We start from the raw sequence: 16,064 nt of genomic DNA, 5'->3' as shown, positions 1-16,064 counted from the left end.
AGGCCCACGCGGCCTCGGCCAGCTTGCGGAAGAGGGCCTTGGCGTCGACCTTCTCGATGACCTCGCCGGTCATGCGGGCGCGCAGACCGAACTCCCGACAGCCCAGCGGGGCTCCCCGCAAGGCAGCCGCAGCCGCACCCGCAGGAAGCCCCGTACGCCCGGCCCGCCCAGCTCAGCCCCGGTCCCGCCAAGGCAGCTCCGCCGTCACCGTAGTCCCCCCACCCTCCGGCGAATCCAGCACGAACACCCCGTCCACCGCCCCCAACCGCTCCGCCAGCCCCGACATCCCGGTCCCCCGGTCCAGCCGCGCCCCGCCCCGCCCGTCATCCGAAACCCGAATCATCAGCCGCCCCCCACCAAACCCCGAGCCAACCGAGCCAAGCCCCACCCCCGAGCCACCAGCCCGCCACACCTCCACCACCGCACCACGCGCCCCCGCATGCTTGCTCACGTTCTGCAGCAGCTCCGACACCGTGAAGTACGCGATCCCCTCGATCGCCTCCGCCGGCCGCGTCGGCAGATCCACCTGCACCTTCACCGGCACCACACACCGCGACGCCACCGAAGACAACGCCGCGTCCAGCCCCCGGTCGGTCAGCACCGCCGGATGGATCCCGCGCGCCAGATCCCGCAGCTCCTGCAGCGCCAGCTTCACTTCGCCGTGCGCCTCGTCGACCATCGCCGCCGCCGCGTCGGGGTCCTCCAGCAGCTTCTCCTTCGCCAGCCCGAGCCCCATCGCCAGCGCCACCAGCCGCGCCTGCGCCCCGTCGTGCAGGTCCCGCTCGATCCGCCGCAGGTCGGCCGCCGCCGTGTCGACCACGACGCCCCGGTCCGATTCCAGCTCGGCGATCCGCCGCTCCAGCTCGTCCGACGGCGACAGCATGCCCCGTACCATCGCCCGGTCCGCATTGGCCAGCAGCCGGACCACATACGGCAGGACCGGCCACAGCACGAACAGCCCGGTCAGGACCACCGTGAAGGTCGCCACTCCCCACGGCAGCCGCGCCAGGGAGTACAGCACGGTCCGCCAGGCCACCGGGTCCTTGATGGTCGTCCACAGCCAGGGGAAGAACCCGCCGGCCCGCTGCGGCCCGGGTATCGGCGTCGGCTCCTCCACGCGTACGTCGAGCAGCGCGCGGGCCCGCGCCCGTTCGAACCGTCCTGTCTGGCGGGACAGGTACAGTCCGCCGGCGAGCAGCGGCAGTCCGATCGCGGTCACGGACAGACCACCGGCCGTTCCGATCATGAACACGGTGTAAACAAAACCGGTGATCGCCACAGGAAGGTTGGTCAGCAGGTACGCGATTTCCTTCCACGTGTCCACACTGAAGACAGGGCGCACGGGCAGTGGCCGGTCGTGGTCGGATGCCTGGATATCGACGCTCATGCGGCACAGCCTGCCAACCCGTGCCCCGCCGGTGCCATGGGGTGCCCTTGTCTCAGTGAACGGGGGATAACCCCACCCCGTGTGAGGCAGGCCCTAGACTCCCTGCCGTACCAGATCGTCGACAGTGGTTAGAGGAGCGAGGAACGGACGTGCCCGACCCAACGGTATCGACCGTAACCGTGCTCGCGGCGGACTACTTCCGAAGCTATTCGGTCGTCGGTCTCCTCGCGGCGCTCGGTGTGCTCTTCGTGGCCGTGGCCTTCGGCGCGGGGCGGCTGCTGCGCCCGGCCGTACCGACCCGCGAGAAGCTGCTGACGTACGAATGCGGCGTCGACCCGGTGGGCGAGGGCTGGGCACACACCCAGGTCCGCTACTACGTCTATGCCTTCCTCTATGTCATCTTCGCCGTCGACTCGATCTTCCTGTTCCCGTGGGCGACGGTGTTCGCAGACCCCTCCTACGGCGCCACCACCCTGATCGAGATGTTCATCTTCCTGGGCTTCCTCGCCGTCGGCCTGCTCTACGCGTACAAGAAGGGCGTCCTCGAATGGACGTGACACCGGAGCCCCAGCTGCTCCCGGAGCCCAAGCGCCTGGGAGTTCTCTCCCGCCTCGCCCCGGAGCCGATGAAGGTGGTCCTGAACTGGGGCCGCCGCTACAGCCTGTGGGTCTTCAACTTCGGCCTGGCCTGCTGCGCCATCGAGTTCATCGCCGCGTCGATGGCCCGGCATGACTTCATCCGGCTGGGCGTGATCCCGTTCGCGCCCGGACCGCGCCAGGCCGACCTGATGATCGTCTCGGGCACGGTCACGGACAAGATGGCCCCGGCGGTGAAGCGTCTGTACGAGCAGATGCCGGAGCCGAAGTACGTCATCTCCTTCGGCGCCTGCTCCAACTGCGGCGGCCCGTACTGGGACTCGTACTCGGTCACCAAGGGTGTGGACCAGATCATTCCGGTTGATGTCTACGTGCCGGGCTGCCCGCCGCGCCCCGAGGCCCTCCTGCAGGGCATTCTCAAGCTCCAGGAGAAGATCGCCCGCGAATCGCTTGCGGCGCGCTACTCGAATGCACCGGCCCCCTCGGTCTCCCAGCTGACCAGCGGACTGGTCACGCCGCCCCCCGCCCGTGCGGAGGATCCGGCATGACGCTGCACGAGTCCCCGCACGAGTCCCCGTACGACTCCCTGCCCGACGCGGCACCCGAGATCTTCGGTGCGGAAGCGGTCGCGGACCTCTCCTACGAGGTGCTGACGGTGGACGTCCCCGTCGGCTCCTGGATCCAGGCGCTGGAGATCGCCCGGGACAAGCTGGGCTGCACCTACTTCGACTGGCTGAGCGCGGTCGACGAGCCGGGCACCGGCTTCCGGGTCTGTGCGCATGTGGTCGCGCTGGAAGGCGGAAAGGTACGCCGCCTGCTGCTGCGGACGACCGTTCCGCACGCCGCGCCCTCCCTCCCCTCGGCCATCGCCGTGTACGCGGGGGCCTCCTGGCACGAGCGGGAGACGCACGAGATGTTCGGCGTGGTCTTCACCGACCACCCCAACCTCACCCCGCTGCTGCTGCCGGAGAACTTCGAAGGGCATCCGCTCCGCAAGGACTTCATCCTGGCGGCCCGGGTCGCCAAGGCCTGGCCGGGCGCCAAGGAGCCGGGCGAGGGCGCCGAGTCCGGCGGTCCCAAGCGCCGCACGATGCTGCCCCCGGGCGTGCCCGACCCGAACGAATGGGGCCCCCTCAAGGGTCAGCTTCCCCCCGCCCCGGCCCGCCCGGCCCGCGTCGCGCGCACACCCCGCGCCGCCGGCGAGGGCCCGCCCGCCCGCACCCCGCGCGAGGGCGCCCCGGCCCGCCGCACCCGCTCGGTGACAGAGGGCTCCGCAACCCAGGCGACCCCGGAGACCCCCGCCGCACCCGAAACCCCGGCCCGCCCGCCCCGCCGCACCCGCTCGGCCTCGGAAGGCTCCGCCAGCCAGACCACCCCGGCCACCCCGGCTCCGGCGGGAGCAGAGACGCCCGAGGCGCCCGAAACCCCGGCCCGCCCGGTCCGCCGTACCCGCTCGGCGTCGGAAGGCTCCGCCAGCCAGGCCGCCCCGGCTCAGGCACCGGAGGCAGTCGAGGCGCCCGAAGCAGCCGAGACGGCGGAGGCAGCCGAGACTGCGGCGCCGGAGCCCCGGCGCCGCCCGGCCCCCCGCAGCGCGGACGCGCCCTGGCACAACCCGAAGCCCGCCTTCGAGGAGCCGGCAGCGCCCGAGCCCGACGCAGGCCCCGCCAACAAACCGGAACTCAAGACTCCGGCCCCCGACCCGGCAACCGACCCGGCCCCCGACGCCGACACGGCCGCCGACCCCGACACCCGACCCGATACCCGACCTGACACCGGAGGCGACGCGTGAACGACGTCCTCGACGTCGCGCTGCGACTGCTCGTCGTCTTCGCCGTCTTCCTCGTGCTGCCCCTGGTCATCGGGCAGACCGAGCACAAGGTGATGGCACACATGCAGGGCCGCCTCGGCCCCATGTACGCCGGCGGCTTCCACGGCTGGGCCCAGCTCGTCGCCGACGGAGTCAAGTTCGCGCAGAAGGAGGACGTCGTCCCGGCCAACGCCGACCGACGCATCTTCCAGCTGGCCCCCGCCGTCGCCCTGCTCCCGTACCTCCTCGTCCTCGTCGCCATCCCGATCGGCCCCGGCGAGGGCGCCGTCGGGCAGGTCATCGACGCCGGCCTGTTCTTCGTGCTCGCCGTGATGGGCGTCGGAGTGCTCGGCAGCCTGATGGCCGGCTGGGCCTCCGCCAACAAGTTCTCCCTGCTCGGCGGCCTCCGCACCGCCGCCCAGCTGCTTGCCTACGAGCTCCCCATGCTCCTCGCGGCTGCCTCGGTCGCCATGGCCGCCGGCACCGTCTCCCTCCCCGGCATCGTCGAGGCCTTCCAGTGGTGGTGGCTGCCCTGGCAGATCACCGGCGCCCTGGTCTTCTTCACCGCCGGCCTCGCCGAGCTACAGCGTCCCCCCTTCGACATGCCCGTCGCCGACTCCGAGATCATCTTCGGTGCCTACACCGAGTACACCGGCCTCCGCTTCGCGCTCTTCCTGCTCGCCGAGTACGCCGGCATCGTCGTCCTCTGCGGCCTCACCACCGTCCTCTTCCTCGGCGGCTGGCAGGGTCCGTGGGGTGCCGACGGCCTCGGCTGGGTGTGGACCCTGCTCAAGACCGCGGTCCTCGCCTTCCTCGTGATCTGGCTGCGCGTCAGCTATCCGCGTCTGCGCGAGGACCAGCTGCAGAAGCTCGCCTGGACCGTGCTCATCCCGCTCGCGCTCGCCCAGATCGCGCTCACCGGCATCGTGAAGGTGGCGATGAACTGATGCCCATCCCCGGATCCGGCCTGGCCAAGGGCCTCGCCGTCACCCTGCGCACGATGACGAAGCGCTCGCACACCGCCCAGTACCCCGAGGTACAGCCCGAACTCCCGCCCCGTACCCGTGGGGTCATCGGTCTGTTCGAGGAGAACTGCACGGTCTGCATGCTGTGTGCCCGCGAGTGCCCCGACTGGTGCATCTACATCGACTCCCACAAGGAGACGATCCCGGCCGCTGCCCCCGGTGGCCGCGAGCGCAGCCGGAACGTCCTCGACCGTTTCGCCATCGACTTCTCCCTCTGCATGTACTGCGGTATCTGCATCGAGGTGTGCCCCTTCGACGCACTGTTCTGGTCGCCGGAGTTCGAGTACGCGGAGACGGACATCCACGAACTCACCCACGAGCGGGACAAGCTCCGCGAGTGGATGTGGACGGTCCCGGCCCCGCCCTCCCTCGACCCGGCAGCCGAGGAGCCCAAGGAACTCGCCGCCGCCCGCAAGGCGGTGGACAAGGCCGAGGCCGAGGCCCGCGCCGCGGCAGAAGCCGAGGCCGCCGCCCAGGCCGGCCCCGAGTCCACTGCCCCCGACGCTCCGGCCGGAGGTGCCGAGTGATGCACACCGCCACCGCCTCCCTGGCAGCCGCCGCCCAAGGCCAAGGCAACGGCTTCATGTCACCGACCGGTGTCGAGATCGCCTTCCTCCTCGTCGGCATCGCCACCCTCGGCGCAGCCCTCGTCACCGTCACCACCAAGCAGCTGGTGCACGCCGCGCTCTGGCTGGTGGTGACGCTGGGCGGAATCGCCGTCGAGTACCTGCTGCTCACCGCCGAGTTCATCGCCTGGGTCCAGGTGCTGATCTACCTCGGTTCCGTGGTCGTCCTCCTCCTCTTCGGCCTGATGCTCACCAAGGCCCCGATCGGCCGCTCCCCGGACGCCGACTCCGGCAACCGCTGGGTGGCCCTGGCGGTCGCCGTGGCCTCGGCCGGCGCACTGGTCTGGGTCGTGGTCGACGCCTTCCGCACCACCTGGATCAACCTCGACGGACCGGCCCAGGGCTCCACCAAGGTGTCCGGCGAGTACCTCTTCCAGCACTGGGTGCTGCCCTTCGAGGCGCTCTCCGTCCTCCTGCTGGCCGCGCTGATCGGAGCCATCGTGCTGTCCCGCAAGAACGGAAACGACGGCGCCGGCGAGAAGGGGAAGCGCTGATGCATCTCGCCTACCCCGCCGTGCTCGCGGCGCTCCTCTTCTGCACGGGCCTGTACGGAGTGCTCGCCCGCCGCAACGCCATCCTGGTGCTGATGTCCGTCGAGCTGATGCTCAACGCCGTCAACCTCAACCTGGTGGCCTTCGACGTCTGGCTGCGCGACACCCTGCACGCCGGCCAGGCCCTCACCCTCTTCGTGATCGCCATCGCCGCCGCCGAGATCGGCATCGGTCTGGCCATCGTGCTGATGGTGTACCGCAACCGGGGCACGTCCGACGTCGACCGGCTGCGTGACACCGCCGAGGGCAACGAGCCCGCACCGACCGCCGACTCCGCTTCCCACGAGGTCGCCGCGTGACCACCACGACCCTCGCCGTCCTCGTCCCCCTCCTTCCCTTCCTGGGAGCGGTGGCCGGCCTGCTGTTCGGCCGCACGGCCCCCGGATTCGTCCGGCCGCTGGCCGTGCTGCCCACCCTGGCCGCGGCCGTGCTGGCCGTGCTCGTCGCCGTCCGCCAAGGAGGCGGCGAGCCGATCGAGGCCGCGACGGAGCTGACCCCGACCGGCTCGGTGCCGATCGAGCTCGCGCTCTACCTGGACGGCTTCGCCGTCCTCGTCGCCGTGCTGGTCGGTGTGGTCGCCACCTGCGTACAGCTCTACTCGACGGCCTACCTGCGCGAGGACCCGCGCTACCCGTCGTACGCCGCTCTGGTCTCACTGTTCACCTCCGCCATGCTGCTCGTCGTCTACTCCGGCGACCTGATGGTGCTGCTGGTCGGCTGGGAGATCATGGGCATCTGCTCGTACTTCCTGGTGGGCCACTACTGGGAGACCGAGGCGGCCCGCTCCGCCTCTCTCAAGGCCTTCCTCGTCACCAAGCTCGGTGACGTCCCGTTCCTGATCGGTCTGTTCGCGCTCGCCACCGACGCCAACTCCTTCCAGATCACCGAGATCCTCGAGACCGTCAAAAACGGCGGACTCGACCACCCGACGCTGATCGCGCTGCTGCTGCTGGCCGGAGTCGCGGGCAAGTCCGCGCAGTTCCCGCTGCACACCTGGCTTCCGGACGCCATGGCGGGCCCGACCCCGGTCTCCGCACTGATCCACGCCGCGACGATGGTCGCCGCCGGTGTCTACTTCATCGCCCGTCTCCTTCCGGTCTTCGGGGCCTCCCGGGCCGCGCTCGTGGTGATGGCCGTGATGGCGGCCGTGACCATGGTCGGCTCCGGGCTCGCCGCCCTCGCCCAGGACGACATCAAGCGGGTCCTCGCCTACTCCACGGTCGGCCAGCTCGGCTACATGATCGGCGCGCTGGCCGTCGGCGACCGCTCGGCCGCCGTCTTCCACCTCCTGTCCCACGGCTTCTTCAAGGCACTCCTCTTCCTGGGCGCCGGCGTGATCATCCACGCCGCCGGTACGAACTCCCTGGCCGCCATGGCCCGGATGGACGGCCTGGCCAAGCGCATCCCGGACGCCTTCTGGACCATGTCGATCGCGTTGCTCGCGCTCGCCGCGATCCCGCCGTTCGCCGGCTTCTTCTCCAAGGAAGCCGTCCTGGTCGCCGCCGAACAGACCGCCACCGGCCACGCCGACTTCGCCCCGAGCGCAGCCGGCTGGCTGGTGCTCGTCTCCGGTGTGCTGACCGCCCTGCTCACCGCCGCCTACGCCACCCGGCTCTGGCTGATGGCCTTCCGCGGCCGGGGCGTCGCCGCCCCGGACCACGGCAAGGAGCCGTTCGCCATGACCGGAGTGCTGTGGCTGCTGGCGATCCCGACGGTCGGCTTCGGCCTCGCCGCCGGTCCCCTCGCCGACTGGTTCGACGGCGAGGGACTGACCCCGACCCTGGCCACTTCGGTGCTGGGCACGGGCGCAGCGGTCATCGGCGGGATGCTCACCTACGCCCTCTGGCAGCGCCTCTCCGTCAGCACCGCCCGGGAAGCCGCGGCCACCACCCCCGTCGGTGCCGCCGCATCCGCCGATGCCGCAGAGTCCGCCGCCGGGGCCCCCGAGGTGGACGAGGTCACCCACGACCACCCCGTCGTCCCGGCCGGCCCCGTCGCCGACCCCGGCAAGGCGCTCCTCGGCCCGCTGTACCCGCACGCCCACGTCGGCTTCCACCTCGACGCCGTCTACGACGCGCTGTTCGTACGCCCCGTACGCGCCGCCGCCGGCCTGGTCCGCTTCCTGGACCGGGCGGTCGTCGACACGTACGTCCGCGGCGCCGGCACCGCACCCGGGCTGCTCGGCTCCCTCGTGCGCCGCGCCCAGACCGGCAACGTGCAGAGCTACCTGAGCGCCCTGCTCGCCGGTGCCGTGGTCCTGGCGATCGCCACCGCCGTCCTTGCCAACGTCAACGCCGGATCGTGAGCCGTGAGTCAGCCGTGATTGATATCAGCCCATCCGTGATGCAGTTCCTTCTGGCGTTCATCGTGGCCGCACCGCTCCTTGGCGCGGCTGCGGCCCTGCTGCCGCCCCCGCCCGGGCTCAAGGGCCGCAGCCCCGAACAGGCGGTGCTCCGCCACGGCGTGACCGTGACCGGTGTCATCCTGGCCGCGGCGATCGCCCTCACCCTGGGCTTCGACCACGACACCCCGGCCCGCTTCCAGGCGACGACGGACATCAGCTGGATCCCGGCGCTGGACGTCCGGATCCACCTCGGTGTCGACGGCATTTCGCTCCCCCTCCTCCTGATGACCGCGCTGCTGTTCTTCCTCTGCGCGCTCTACAGCTACTTCAAGCTCCCCGCAGGCCCCTCCCCGAAGGCCTTTGTCGCGCTGCTCCTGGTCCTGGAGTCCGGCACGCTCGCGACCTTCGCGGTCCTCGATCTGCTGCTGTTCTTCCTCGCCTTCGAGATGGTGCTCATCCCGATGTACTTCCTCATCGCCCGCTGGGGCGGTGACCAGCGGCAGGCCGCCGCCTGGAAGTTCATCCTTTACACGCTGCTCGGTTCCGTGGTCATGCTGCTCGGACTGCTGCTGATCGGGATCAACAGCGGCACTTTCGACATGGTGACACTGGCCACTGACAACGGCCGCGAACTGTCCCACACCACCCAGCTGCTGGCGGTGCTCGCGATCGGGATCGGCCTCGCCGTGAAGACCCCGATGTGGCCGCTGCACAGCTGGCTCCCGGACGCCCACACCGCCGCCCCCACCGTCGGATCCGTCCTGCTGGCCGGCGTCCTGCTCAAGATGGGCACCTACGGGTTCGTGCGCATCCTGCTGCCCGCCACCCCCGAGGGCATGCAGACCTTCGCGCCCTATCTGGCCGCCTTCGCCGTGGTCGGCATCGTCTACGGATCGCTGGCCTGCCTCGCCCTCGCCCGCAAGGGCGCGAACGGCGACCTCAAGCGGCTCATCGCGTACTCTTCCGTCGGCCACATGGGCTTCGTGCTCCTCGGTATCGCCACCATGACCCCCACCGGAGTCAACGGCGCCCTGTTCGCGAACATCGCCCACGGCCTGATCACCGGCCTCCTCTTCTTCCTGGTCGGCGCGCTCAAGGACCGCTACGGCAGCACCGATCTCGACACCCTCGCCGGAGCCACCGGCGCCGCCCTCTACGGCCGCGCCCCCCGCTTCGGGGCCCTCCTCGCCTTCGCCGCCGTCGCCTCCCTCGGCCTGCCCGGCCTGGCCGGCTTCTGGGGCGAGATGCTGGCCCTGTTCGGCGCGTTCGAACCGGCCGAGGGCCTGTCCCGGCCCGCGTTCCTCACCTTCATGGCGATCGGTGCGTTCGGCACCCTGCTCACCGCCGCATATCTTCTGATCGTCGTACGCAGGGTGTGCATGGGCGATCCGCAGGCGCTCCCGAAGGCCGCCCCGGCCGCAGTGGCCGACGTCCATCACTACGAGTTCGCCGCCTGGACCCCGCTCGTCGCCCTCACCGTCCTCGCCGGCCTGTGGCCCGCCGTCCTCCTCGGCCTCACCAACCCGGCCGTCCAGAAGCTCCTCGCAGGAGGCAACGCATGACGGCCTTCGCCGCCGCCGGCCCCGTCAGTCTCGTCCAGACCGTCGACTGGCTCGCCATCGCGCCCGTGGTCATCCCGGCCGCGGTCGCCCTGCTGGTCCTGGTCGCCGACCTGTTCCTGCCGGACGGGAAGAAGGCCGTGCTCGGCTGGATCTCCGTGGCCGGCCTGGCCGCCTCGACCCTCCTGCTGCTGCCGCTGCGCGGCGAGGACCGCTCCACCTTCTGCCTCACCGGCGACGCCCTCGCCGACGGCGCCGCCTGCAGCTACACCGCCGACCGGTTCACCCTGGTCATCCAGTTCCTGGTGCTCGCGGGCGCCCTGGTCACCGCCCTGCTGTCGGTCACCGCCATCCGCGAGACCCGGCTCCCGGCCGGCGAGTACTGGTTCCTGCTGCTCTCCTCCGCCGCCGGCGCCGCCCTGCTTCCCGCCTCCCGTGACCTCGCCACCCTGATCGTCGCCCTCGAAGTGGCCTCGCTGCCCGCCTTCGCCCTCGTCGGCCTGCGCCGCGGCGACCGGCTGTCCTCCGAGGCCGCCCTCAAGTTCTTCCTGTCCTCCGTCACCGCGACGGCCGTCTCCCTGCTCGGCATCAGCTTCGTCTACGCCGCCACCGGCACCCTGCACCTCACCCAGGTCGCCGACCGCCTCGAGGACGTCCCCGGGCAGCTCGACACCCTCGCCATGACCGGTGTCGCGCTCACCCTCATCGGCTTCGCCTTCAAGACCGCCGCGGTCCCCTTCCACTTCTGGGTCCCGGACACCTACGTGGGCGCCCCGCTGCCCATCGCCGGCTACCTCTCGGTGATCGGCAAGGCGGTCGGCTTCACCGGTCTGATCCTGGTCACCGTGATCGCCTTCCCGGCCTACTCCGACATCTGGGGCCCGGCCCTGGCCGTCCTCGCCGCGCTCACCATGACCCTGGGCAACGCCGCAGCCCTCCGCCAGGACCCGCACCGCGCCCACAGCGCCGTACGGCTGCTCGCCTGGTCCTCCGTCGGCCAGGCCGGCTACCTGCTGGTCCCGATCGCCGCCGCCGCGTACTCCGAACGCGACCAGATCGGCTCCACCGTCGCCTACGCCCTCATGTACGCGGCGGTGAACCTCGGCGCCTTCGCCGTGGCCGCACTGGTCGCCCGTACCAAGCCGCTGAACCGGATCGCGGACTACCGCGGCCTGTACGCGGAGCGCCCGCTGGCCGCCCTCGCGCTGGCCTTCTTTCTGCTCTGCCTGGCCGGCCTGCCGCCGGGCATCATCGGCCTCTTCGCCAAGGTCACCGTCTTCCAGTCCGCCGTGGACGCGGGCCTGGGCTGGCTGGCCGTGGTCATGGCGGTCAACGTGGTCATGGCCCTCTACTACTACCTGCAGTGGACGGCGCTGCTGTTCCGCGCCCCCGTCCCGGAGGGCGAAACGGCCGCCGGAGCCACCGTGGGCACCCCCCTCCGCGCCAAGGTTCCGTTCCCGGTCACCGCGGCCATCACCGTCACCGCCGTGGTGTCCGTGATCGTGTCCGGCGCCCCCCAGCTGGTCCTCCGCTTCGCGGCGACCAGCCTCTTCCCGCAGTAGCCGCGGGCGCGCGGTCACCCGTACGGACCAACGCGCGCTCCGGGCGGCAAGGCAGGACCGGGAACCCGGCGTCCTCGCCTGGCGTTGACCAGGCAGGGAGGGTCCACTGGACCGTAGCCCCTCAGACCCACGACGGGGCTCCCCTGCCGCACCACCTGGAGGGCGTACCGTGCACCGCCGGCACAACGGGCTGAAGACCGCCGTACTCCTCGGCGGACTGTCCGCAGTCATCATCGTCATTGGAAGCTTCTTCGGGCGCACCGGCCTGATCGTGGCCGTGCTCGTCGCCCTGGGCACCAACGCGTATGCGTACTGGAACAGCGACAAGCTGGCTCTACGCGCGATGCGTGCGCGCCCGGTCAGCGAATTCGAGGCGCCCGAGCTCTACCGGATGGTGCGGGAGCTCTCTACGTCCGCGCGCCAGCCAATGCCCCGGCTCTACATCTCACCCACCGAGGCGCCGAACGCCTTCGCGACCGGCCGCAACCCGCGGAACGCCGCCGTCTGCTGCACGGAGGGCATCCTCCGCATCCTCGACGAGCGGGAGCTCCGCGGGGTCATCGGGCACGAGCTGAGCCATGTCTACAACCGCGACATCCTGATCTCCTCGGTCGCCGGAGCCCTGGCCTCCGTGATCATGTTCCTGGTGAACTTCGCCTGGCTGATCCCGATCGGCCGGTCCAACGACGACGAGGGCCCCGGTCTGCTCGGCATGCTGCTGATCATGATCTTGGGCCCCCTGGCCGCATCCGTGATCCAGCTGGCCATCAGCCGTTCCCGTGAGTACGAGGCGGACGCTTCCGGCGCCCAACTCACCGGCGACCCGCTGGCCCTGGCCAGCGCCCTGCGCAAGCTCGACGCCGGCACCAAGCAACTCCCGCTGCCGCCCGAGCCCCGGCTGGAAACCGCCAGCCACATGATGATCGCGAACCCGTTCCGGCCGGGCCAGGGCCTGTCCAGAATGTTCTCCACCCACCCGCCCATGGCCGAGCGCATCGCCCGGCTCGAGCAGATGGCAGGACGAAACCAGTGAAGACCATCCTGAACGTCATATGGCTCGTACTCAGCGGATTCTGGCTGTTCCTGGCCTACTGCCTGGCCGGGGTGATCCTCTGCATCACCATCATCGGCATCCCCTTCGGGATCGCCTCCTTCCGGATCGCCGTCTACGCCCTCTGGCCCTTCGGCTACACCACGGTCGAACGCCATGACGCGGGCGCCCCGTCCTGCGTCGGCAACGTCCTCTGGCTGCTCCTGGCCGGCTGGTGGCTGGCCCTCGGCCATATTGTGACGGGCATCCTCCTCTGCATCACGATCATCGGCATCCCGTTCGGGATCGCGAACTTCAAGATGATCCCGATCTCGCTGCTCCCGCTGGGCCGCGAAATCGTACGCACCGACGCCCCGTTCGCCAGTCGGTGACGGCGCGGACACCCAGCTCTCCGGCAGGGTTATCCACAGGCCGAGCGGGGTGTCATGGGTGTGGTTCACCATGAAGTCATGAACGAGACCGAGCAGTTGCTGAAGCAAGTCACCGCCCATGCGTGCAACTCCCGGCAGGGGCAGCGAAAGCCCCTCCCGGAAATGACGCTCTGGGCGGATTTCAGATCCCGCGTGTGAGCCGCTTCCGCACCGCGTAGACCAGCACTCCCGCCGCCAGCACCCCCGCGCCCGCGACCGCCGAGGCGGCCGGCAGGGCGCAGGCCAACACCAGACAGCCGGCCAGCCCGAGCGCTGCCACGGCCCGGCCCTTGACACCTGAATCGTGTGCATCCAGCGTCCAGGCGGACGCGTTCGCGATCGCGTAGTAGGCGAGCACTCCGAAGGAGGAGAAGCCGATCGCGCCCCGCAGGTCCACGGTGCCGGCCAGCACCGCCACCACCGCACCCACGGCGAGTTCCGCATGGTGCGGCACCTGACGGCGGGGATGTACGGCGGCCAGCGCGCGGGGCAGATGGCCGTCCCGGGCCATCGCGAGGGCGGTCCGCGACACGCCCAGCACCAGCGCGAGCAGCGAGCCGAGCGCTGCCAGCACCGCACCCGACTGGACCACGGGGACCAGTCCGGGCCGACCGGCCGCCCGGACCGCATCGGCAAGCGGAGCCGTTGAATCCGCCAGCCCGGCCGCACCCAGCACCGACAACGAGGCCACGGCCACCGCCGCGTAGACCACCAGGGTGATGCCCAGCGCCAGCGGCACCGCCCGCGGGATCGTCCGGGCCGGATCCCGCACCTCCTCGCCGAGCGTGGTGATCCGGGCATAGCCCGCAAAGGCGAAGAACAGCAGCCCGGCGGCCTGCAACAGCCCGCCGGCCCCACCGGACCCGGCCGTCCCGCCGGCGTCCCACAGCCGCGCAGAATCAGCTGCTCCGGAACTCAGGCAGGCCACCACGACCCCGGCCAGTACCGCCAGCACCAGGGCCACGATCACCCGGGCGATCCGGGCCGACTTCTGCACACCCCCATAGGACGCGGCGGTCAGCGCCACCACCGCCGCCACTGCCACCGCATGCGCCTGACCCGGCCACAGATACGCCCCCACGGTCAGCGCCATCGCCGCACAGGACGCGGTCTTGCCCACCACGAAGGCCCAGCCCGCCAGATACCCCCAGAACGGCCCCAGCCGCTCCCGCCCGTACACGTACGTCCCGCCGGAGGCGGGATACCGGGCAGCCAGCCGGGCCGAGGAATGCGCATTGCAGTAGGCCACGACCGCCGCCACCCCGAGCGCCGTCAGCAGGGCCCCGCCGGTGCCGGCCGCCCGGGCCGCCGGGCCGAACGCGGCGAAGACCCCGGCCCCGACCATGGCCCCCAGCCCGACCACGACCGCGTCGGTCACACCCAGCGTCCGTTTCAACTCCCGTTCCATGGCGCGGACCCTAGCCGGGTTCGGTGGCGCCCTTCCGGCCGGGTGCGGCGGAGGCCCGCTGCCGCTCCCACCCGTCGAGGGCGGTCAGACAGGCGTGGTCGAAATGGCGCAGCCCGCTGAGGTCGATCCGCACCGGCCGGTCGGCGGGCAGGGCGTCGAGCGCATCGAGCAGTTTCGGCAGCCGCAGAAAGCTGGCGTTGCCCGCCACCCGCACCCGGAGCACCTCCCCCTCCCACGCCTGCTCGATGTGCACATGGGAGGTGTCCCAGGCCGCCTTGGACACGGCCAGGCCCAACCCGACCAGCACTCCCTCGAAGAGGTTCGTGGCCACGATCGCCCCGGCCGTCACCACCAGCACCACGGCCTCGCCCCGGTGCGTCTGCCAGAGCCCGACGACCGCCCGGCCCGGCAGCAGCTTCCACCCGGCATGCAGCAGCACCCCCGCCAAGGCCGCCAGCGGCACCACTTCCAACAGCCCGGGAACGCAGACGGCGAAGAGGAGCAGCCAGCCGCCGTGCAGGATCCGGGAGGCCCGGGTGCGCGCCCCGGCCTCCACATTGGTCGAGCTGCGCACGATCACGGCGGTCATCGGCAGGGCACCCAGCAGCCCGCACAGTGCATTGCCCACCCCCTGCGCGAGCAGCTCACGGTCGTAGTCCGTCCGTGGCCCGTCGTGCATCCGGTCCACGGCGGCAGCGCTGAACAGCGTCTCGGCGGAGGCGATCAGGGCGAGGGCGACCACGGTGCCCACCGCGCCGGCCGAAGCCAGCACCCCGAAGTCCGCCGCGGCCGGCGGGGCCACGGCGGCAAGCACGCCCTCCACCTCGACCCGGTCGACCGGCATGTGCAGCCACCAGGCCACGACCGCGGCGGCGGCCACCCCGACCAGTGCCCCGGGCACGATCCGCAGCCGTGCGGGCATCCGGCGCCAGCCGACGATCACGGAGACGGTTCCGGCACCGAGGGCGACCGCGTCCCAGTCGGCCTGCCCGAGGAGGTGGCCCAGCCCGGCGACCTTCTCCAGGGTCCCGCCCGGGGCCGGCGCGTCCCCCAGGGCGTACAGCTGCCCGGCGATCAGCACCAGCCCGATCCCCGCCAGCATCCCGTGCACCACCGCCACCGAGATCGCCCGGAACCAGCGCCCCAGCCCCAGCACCCCCATGCCCAGCTGCACCACCGCGGCGGCCAGCACCAGCACCCCGAGCGAGGCCGGCCCGTACGCCCGTACGGCCTCGTAGACGAGCACGGTCAGCCCGGCGGCCGGTCCGCTGACCTGCAAGGCGCTCCCGCGGAACCACCCGGTCACCAGGCCGCCCACGATCCCGGTGACGATTCCCAGCTCGGCCGGTACTCCGGAGGCCACGGCCACTCCCACGCAGAGCGGCAGCGCGACCAGCGCGACGACGACGGAGGCCCCGAAGTCTTCGCGGAATGTGCCGGCCCCTGGCATGAGAGAACCCCCTGTCCACACGGTGATGGTCGGCACCCAGCGTGGTGGCTGCACCAGTCCACGCATAAGTGACCACAGGGGGCCCACAAGGGGGCGCGCGGCGCGCACGCCCCGCACACGACCGGGCGAGCGCCGGCCGGCTTCAGAAAAGGTGGTGAGGGGGCGGGGCGGCCGGATTCGAACCGGCGTCCTCCTCCATGCTGTGTAGGCGCACTACCTCTGTGCTACGACCCCGCCTTGCCATGATCCTAACCAGCCAACCCGACTGCCCGCCCAGGATTTTCCCGG

At 71.3% G+C, this 16,064-nt stretch carries 15 protein-coding genes and 1 tRNA gene; 12 read left to right on the top strand and 4 right to left on the bottom strand.

Annotated elements, in window-relative coordinates; genetic code table 11:
- Nucleotides 1-172 precede the first annotated feature (172 nt).
- A complete protein-coding gene (locus tag ABT123_RS30085; protein ID WP_351320354.1) occupies nucleotides 173-1,387 on the bottom strand; it encodes a sensor histidine kinase in 1,215 nt (404 codons plus the stop codon).
- 149 nt (nucleotides 1,388-1,536) lie between these two features.
- On the opposite strand from ABT123_RS30085, the gene ABT123_RS30080 reads away from it, so the two are divergent.
- From ABT123_RS30080 to ABT123_RS30025, 12 genes are all read left to right on the top strand, one after another.
- Nucleotides 1,537-1,944, top strand: coding sequence for an NADH-quinone oxidoreductase subunit A (locus ABT123_RS30080; protein ID WP_351320352.1), 408 nt, complete (start codon nucleotides 1,537-1,539; stop codon nucleotides 1,942-1,944).
- Nucleotides 1,935-2,531, top strand: coding sequence for an NADH-quinone oxidoreductase subunit B (locus ABT123_RS30075; RefSeq protein WP_351320350.1), 597 nt, complete (start codon nucleotides 1,935-1,937; stop codon nucleotides 2,529-2,531). Before ABT123_RS30080 ends, ABT123_RS30075 begins: the two co-directional genes overlap by 10 nt.
- Complete coding sequence (locus ABT123_RS30070; protein WP_351320348.1) at nucleotides 2,528-3,772, top strand: NADH-quinone oxidoreductase subunit C; 1,245 nt, start codon at nucleotides 2,528-2,530, stop codon at nucleotides 3,770-3,772. Before ABT123_RS30075 ends, ABT123_RS30070 begins: the two co-directional genes overlap by 4 nt.
- On the top strand, nucleotides 3,769-4,737 hold the full coding sequence (locus ABT123_RS30065; protein WP_351320346.1) for a complex I subunit 1/NuoH family protein: 969 nt from the start codon (nucleotides 3,769-3,771) through the stop codon (nucleotides 4,735-4,737). Before ABT123_RS30070 ends, ABT123_RS30065 begins: the two co-directional genes overlap by 4 nt.
- Nucleotides 4,734-5,342, top strand: coding sequence for a NuoI/complex I 23 kDa subunit family protein (locus ABT123_RS30060; RefSeq protein ID WP_351320360.1), 609 nt, complete (start codon nucleotides 4,734-4,736; stop codon nucleotides 5,340-5,342). Before ABT123_RS30065 ends, ABT123_RS30060 begins: the two co-directional genes overlap by 4 nt.
- Nucleotides 5,342-5,935, top strand: a complete 594-nt coding sequence (locus tag ABT123_RS30055; protein WP_351320344.1) for an NADH-quinone oxidoreductase subunit J family protein — start codon at nucleotides 5,342-5,344, stop codon at nucleotides 5,933-5,935. Before ABT123_RS30060 ends, ABT123_RS30055 begins: the two co-directional genes overlap by 1 nt.
- Nucleotides 5,935-6,291: an NADH-quinone oxidoreductase subunit NuoK gene (gene nuoK, locus ABT123_RS30050; protein WP_351320342.1), complete on the top strand. Its 357-nt coding sequence runs from the start codon at nucleotides 5,935-5,937 to the stop codon at nucleotides 6,289-6,291. The genes ABT123_RS30055 and nuoK overlap by 1 nt, the downstream gene beginning before the upstream one ends.
- On the top strand, nucleotides 6,288-8,297 hold the full coding sequence (locus ABT123_RS30045) for an NADH-quinone oxidoreductase subunit 5 family protein (RefSeq protein WP_351320340.1): 2,010 nt from the start codon (nucleotides 6,288-6,290) through the stop codon (nucleotides 8,295-8,297). Before nuoK ends, ABT123_RS30045 begins: the two co-directional genes overlap by 4 nt.
- A gap of 38 nt (nucleotides 8,298-8,335) precedes the next feature.
- Complete coding sequence (locus ABT123_RS30040; RefSeq protein WP_351320358.1) at nucleotides 8,336-9,898, top strand: complex I subunit 4 family protein; 1,563 nt, start codon at nucleotides 8,336-8,338, stop codon at nucleotides 9,896-9,898.
- Nucleotides 9,895-11,457 (top strand): NADH-quinone oxidoreductase subunit N, encoded by a 1,563-nt coding sequence (locus tag ABT123_RS30035; protein WP_351320338.1) that lies wholly within the window; start codon nucleotides 9,895-9,897, stop codon nucleotides 11,455-11,457. Before ABT123_RS30040 ends, ABT123_RS30035 begins: the two co-directional genes overlap by 4 nt.
- Before the next feature lie 169 nt (nucleotides 11,458-11,626).
- Nucleotides 11,627-12,490 carry a zinc metalloprotease HtpX gene (htpX, locus tag ABT123_RS30030; RefSeq protein WP_351320336.1) on the top strand — a complete coding sequence of 288 codons (864 nt, stop codon included), beginning with the start codon at nucleotides 11,627-11,629 and terminating at the stop codon, nucleotides 12,488-12,490.
- The gene (locus tag ABT123_RS30025) at nucleotides 12,487-12,879 is read left to right on the top strand and encodes a YccF domain-containing protein (RefSeq protein ID WP_351320334.1); all 393 of its coding nucleotides are present in this window, start codon (nucleotides 12,487-12,489) and stop codon (nucleotides 12,877-12,879) included. Before htpX ends, ABT123_RS30025 begins: the two co-directional genes overlap by 4 nt.
- A gap of 181 nt (nucleotides 12,880-13,060) precedes the next feature.
- Here ABT123_RS30025 and ABT123_RS30020 read toward each other — a convergent pair whose 3' ends face one another.
- The 3 genes from ABT123_RS30020 to ABT123_RS30010 form a co-directional block, all read right to left on the bottom strand.
- The gene (locus tag ABT123_RS30020; protein WP_351320332.1) at nucleotides 13,061-14,326 is read right to left on the bottom strand and encodes an APC family permease; all 1,266 of its coding nucleotides are present in this window, start codon (nucleotides 14,324-14,326) and stop codon (nucleotides 13,061-13,063) included.
- 10 nt (nucleotides 14,327-14,336) lie between these two features.
- Nucleotides 14,337-15,776, bottom strand: coding sequence for a SulP family inorganic anion transporter (locus tag ABT123_RS30015; protein WP_351320330.1), 1,440 nt, complete (start codon nucleotides 15,774-15,776; stop codon nucleotides 14,337-14,339).
- 161 nt (nucleotides 15,777-15,937) lie between these two features.
- Nucleotides 15,938-16,012: transfer RNA gene (locus tag ABT123_RS30010), tRNA-Ala, on the bottom strand.
- Nucleotides 16,013-16,064 lie beyond the last annotated feature (52 nt).

The organism is Streptomyces sp. NPDC002054, assembly GCF_040296685.1.
Taxonomy (GTDB): Bacteria; Actinomycetota; Actinomycetes; order Streptomycetales; family Streptomycetaceae; genus Streptomyces.
This window is presented reverse-complemented; position numbering and strand designations above follow the sequence as displayed.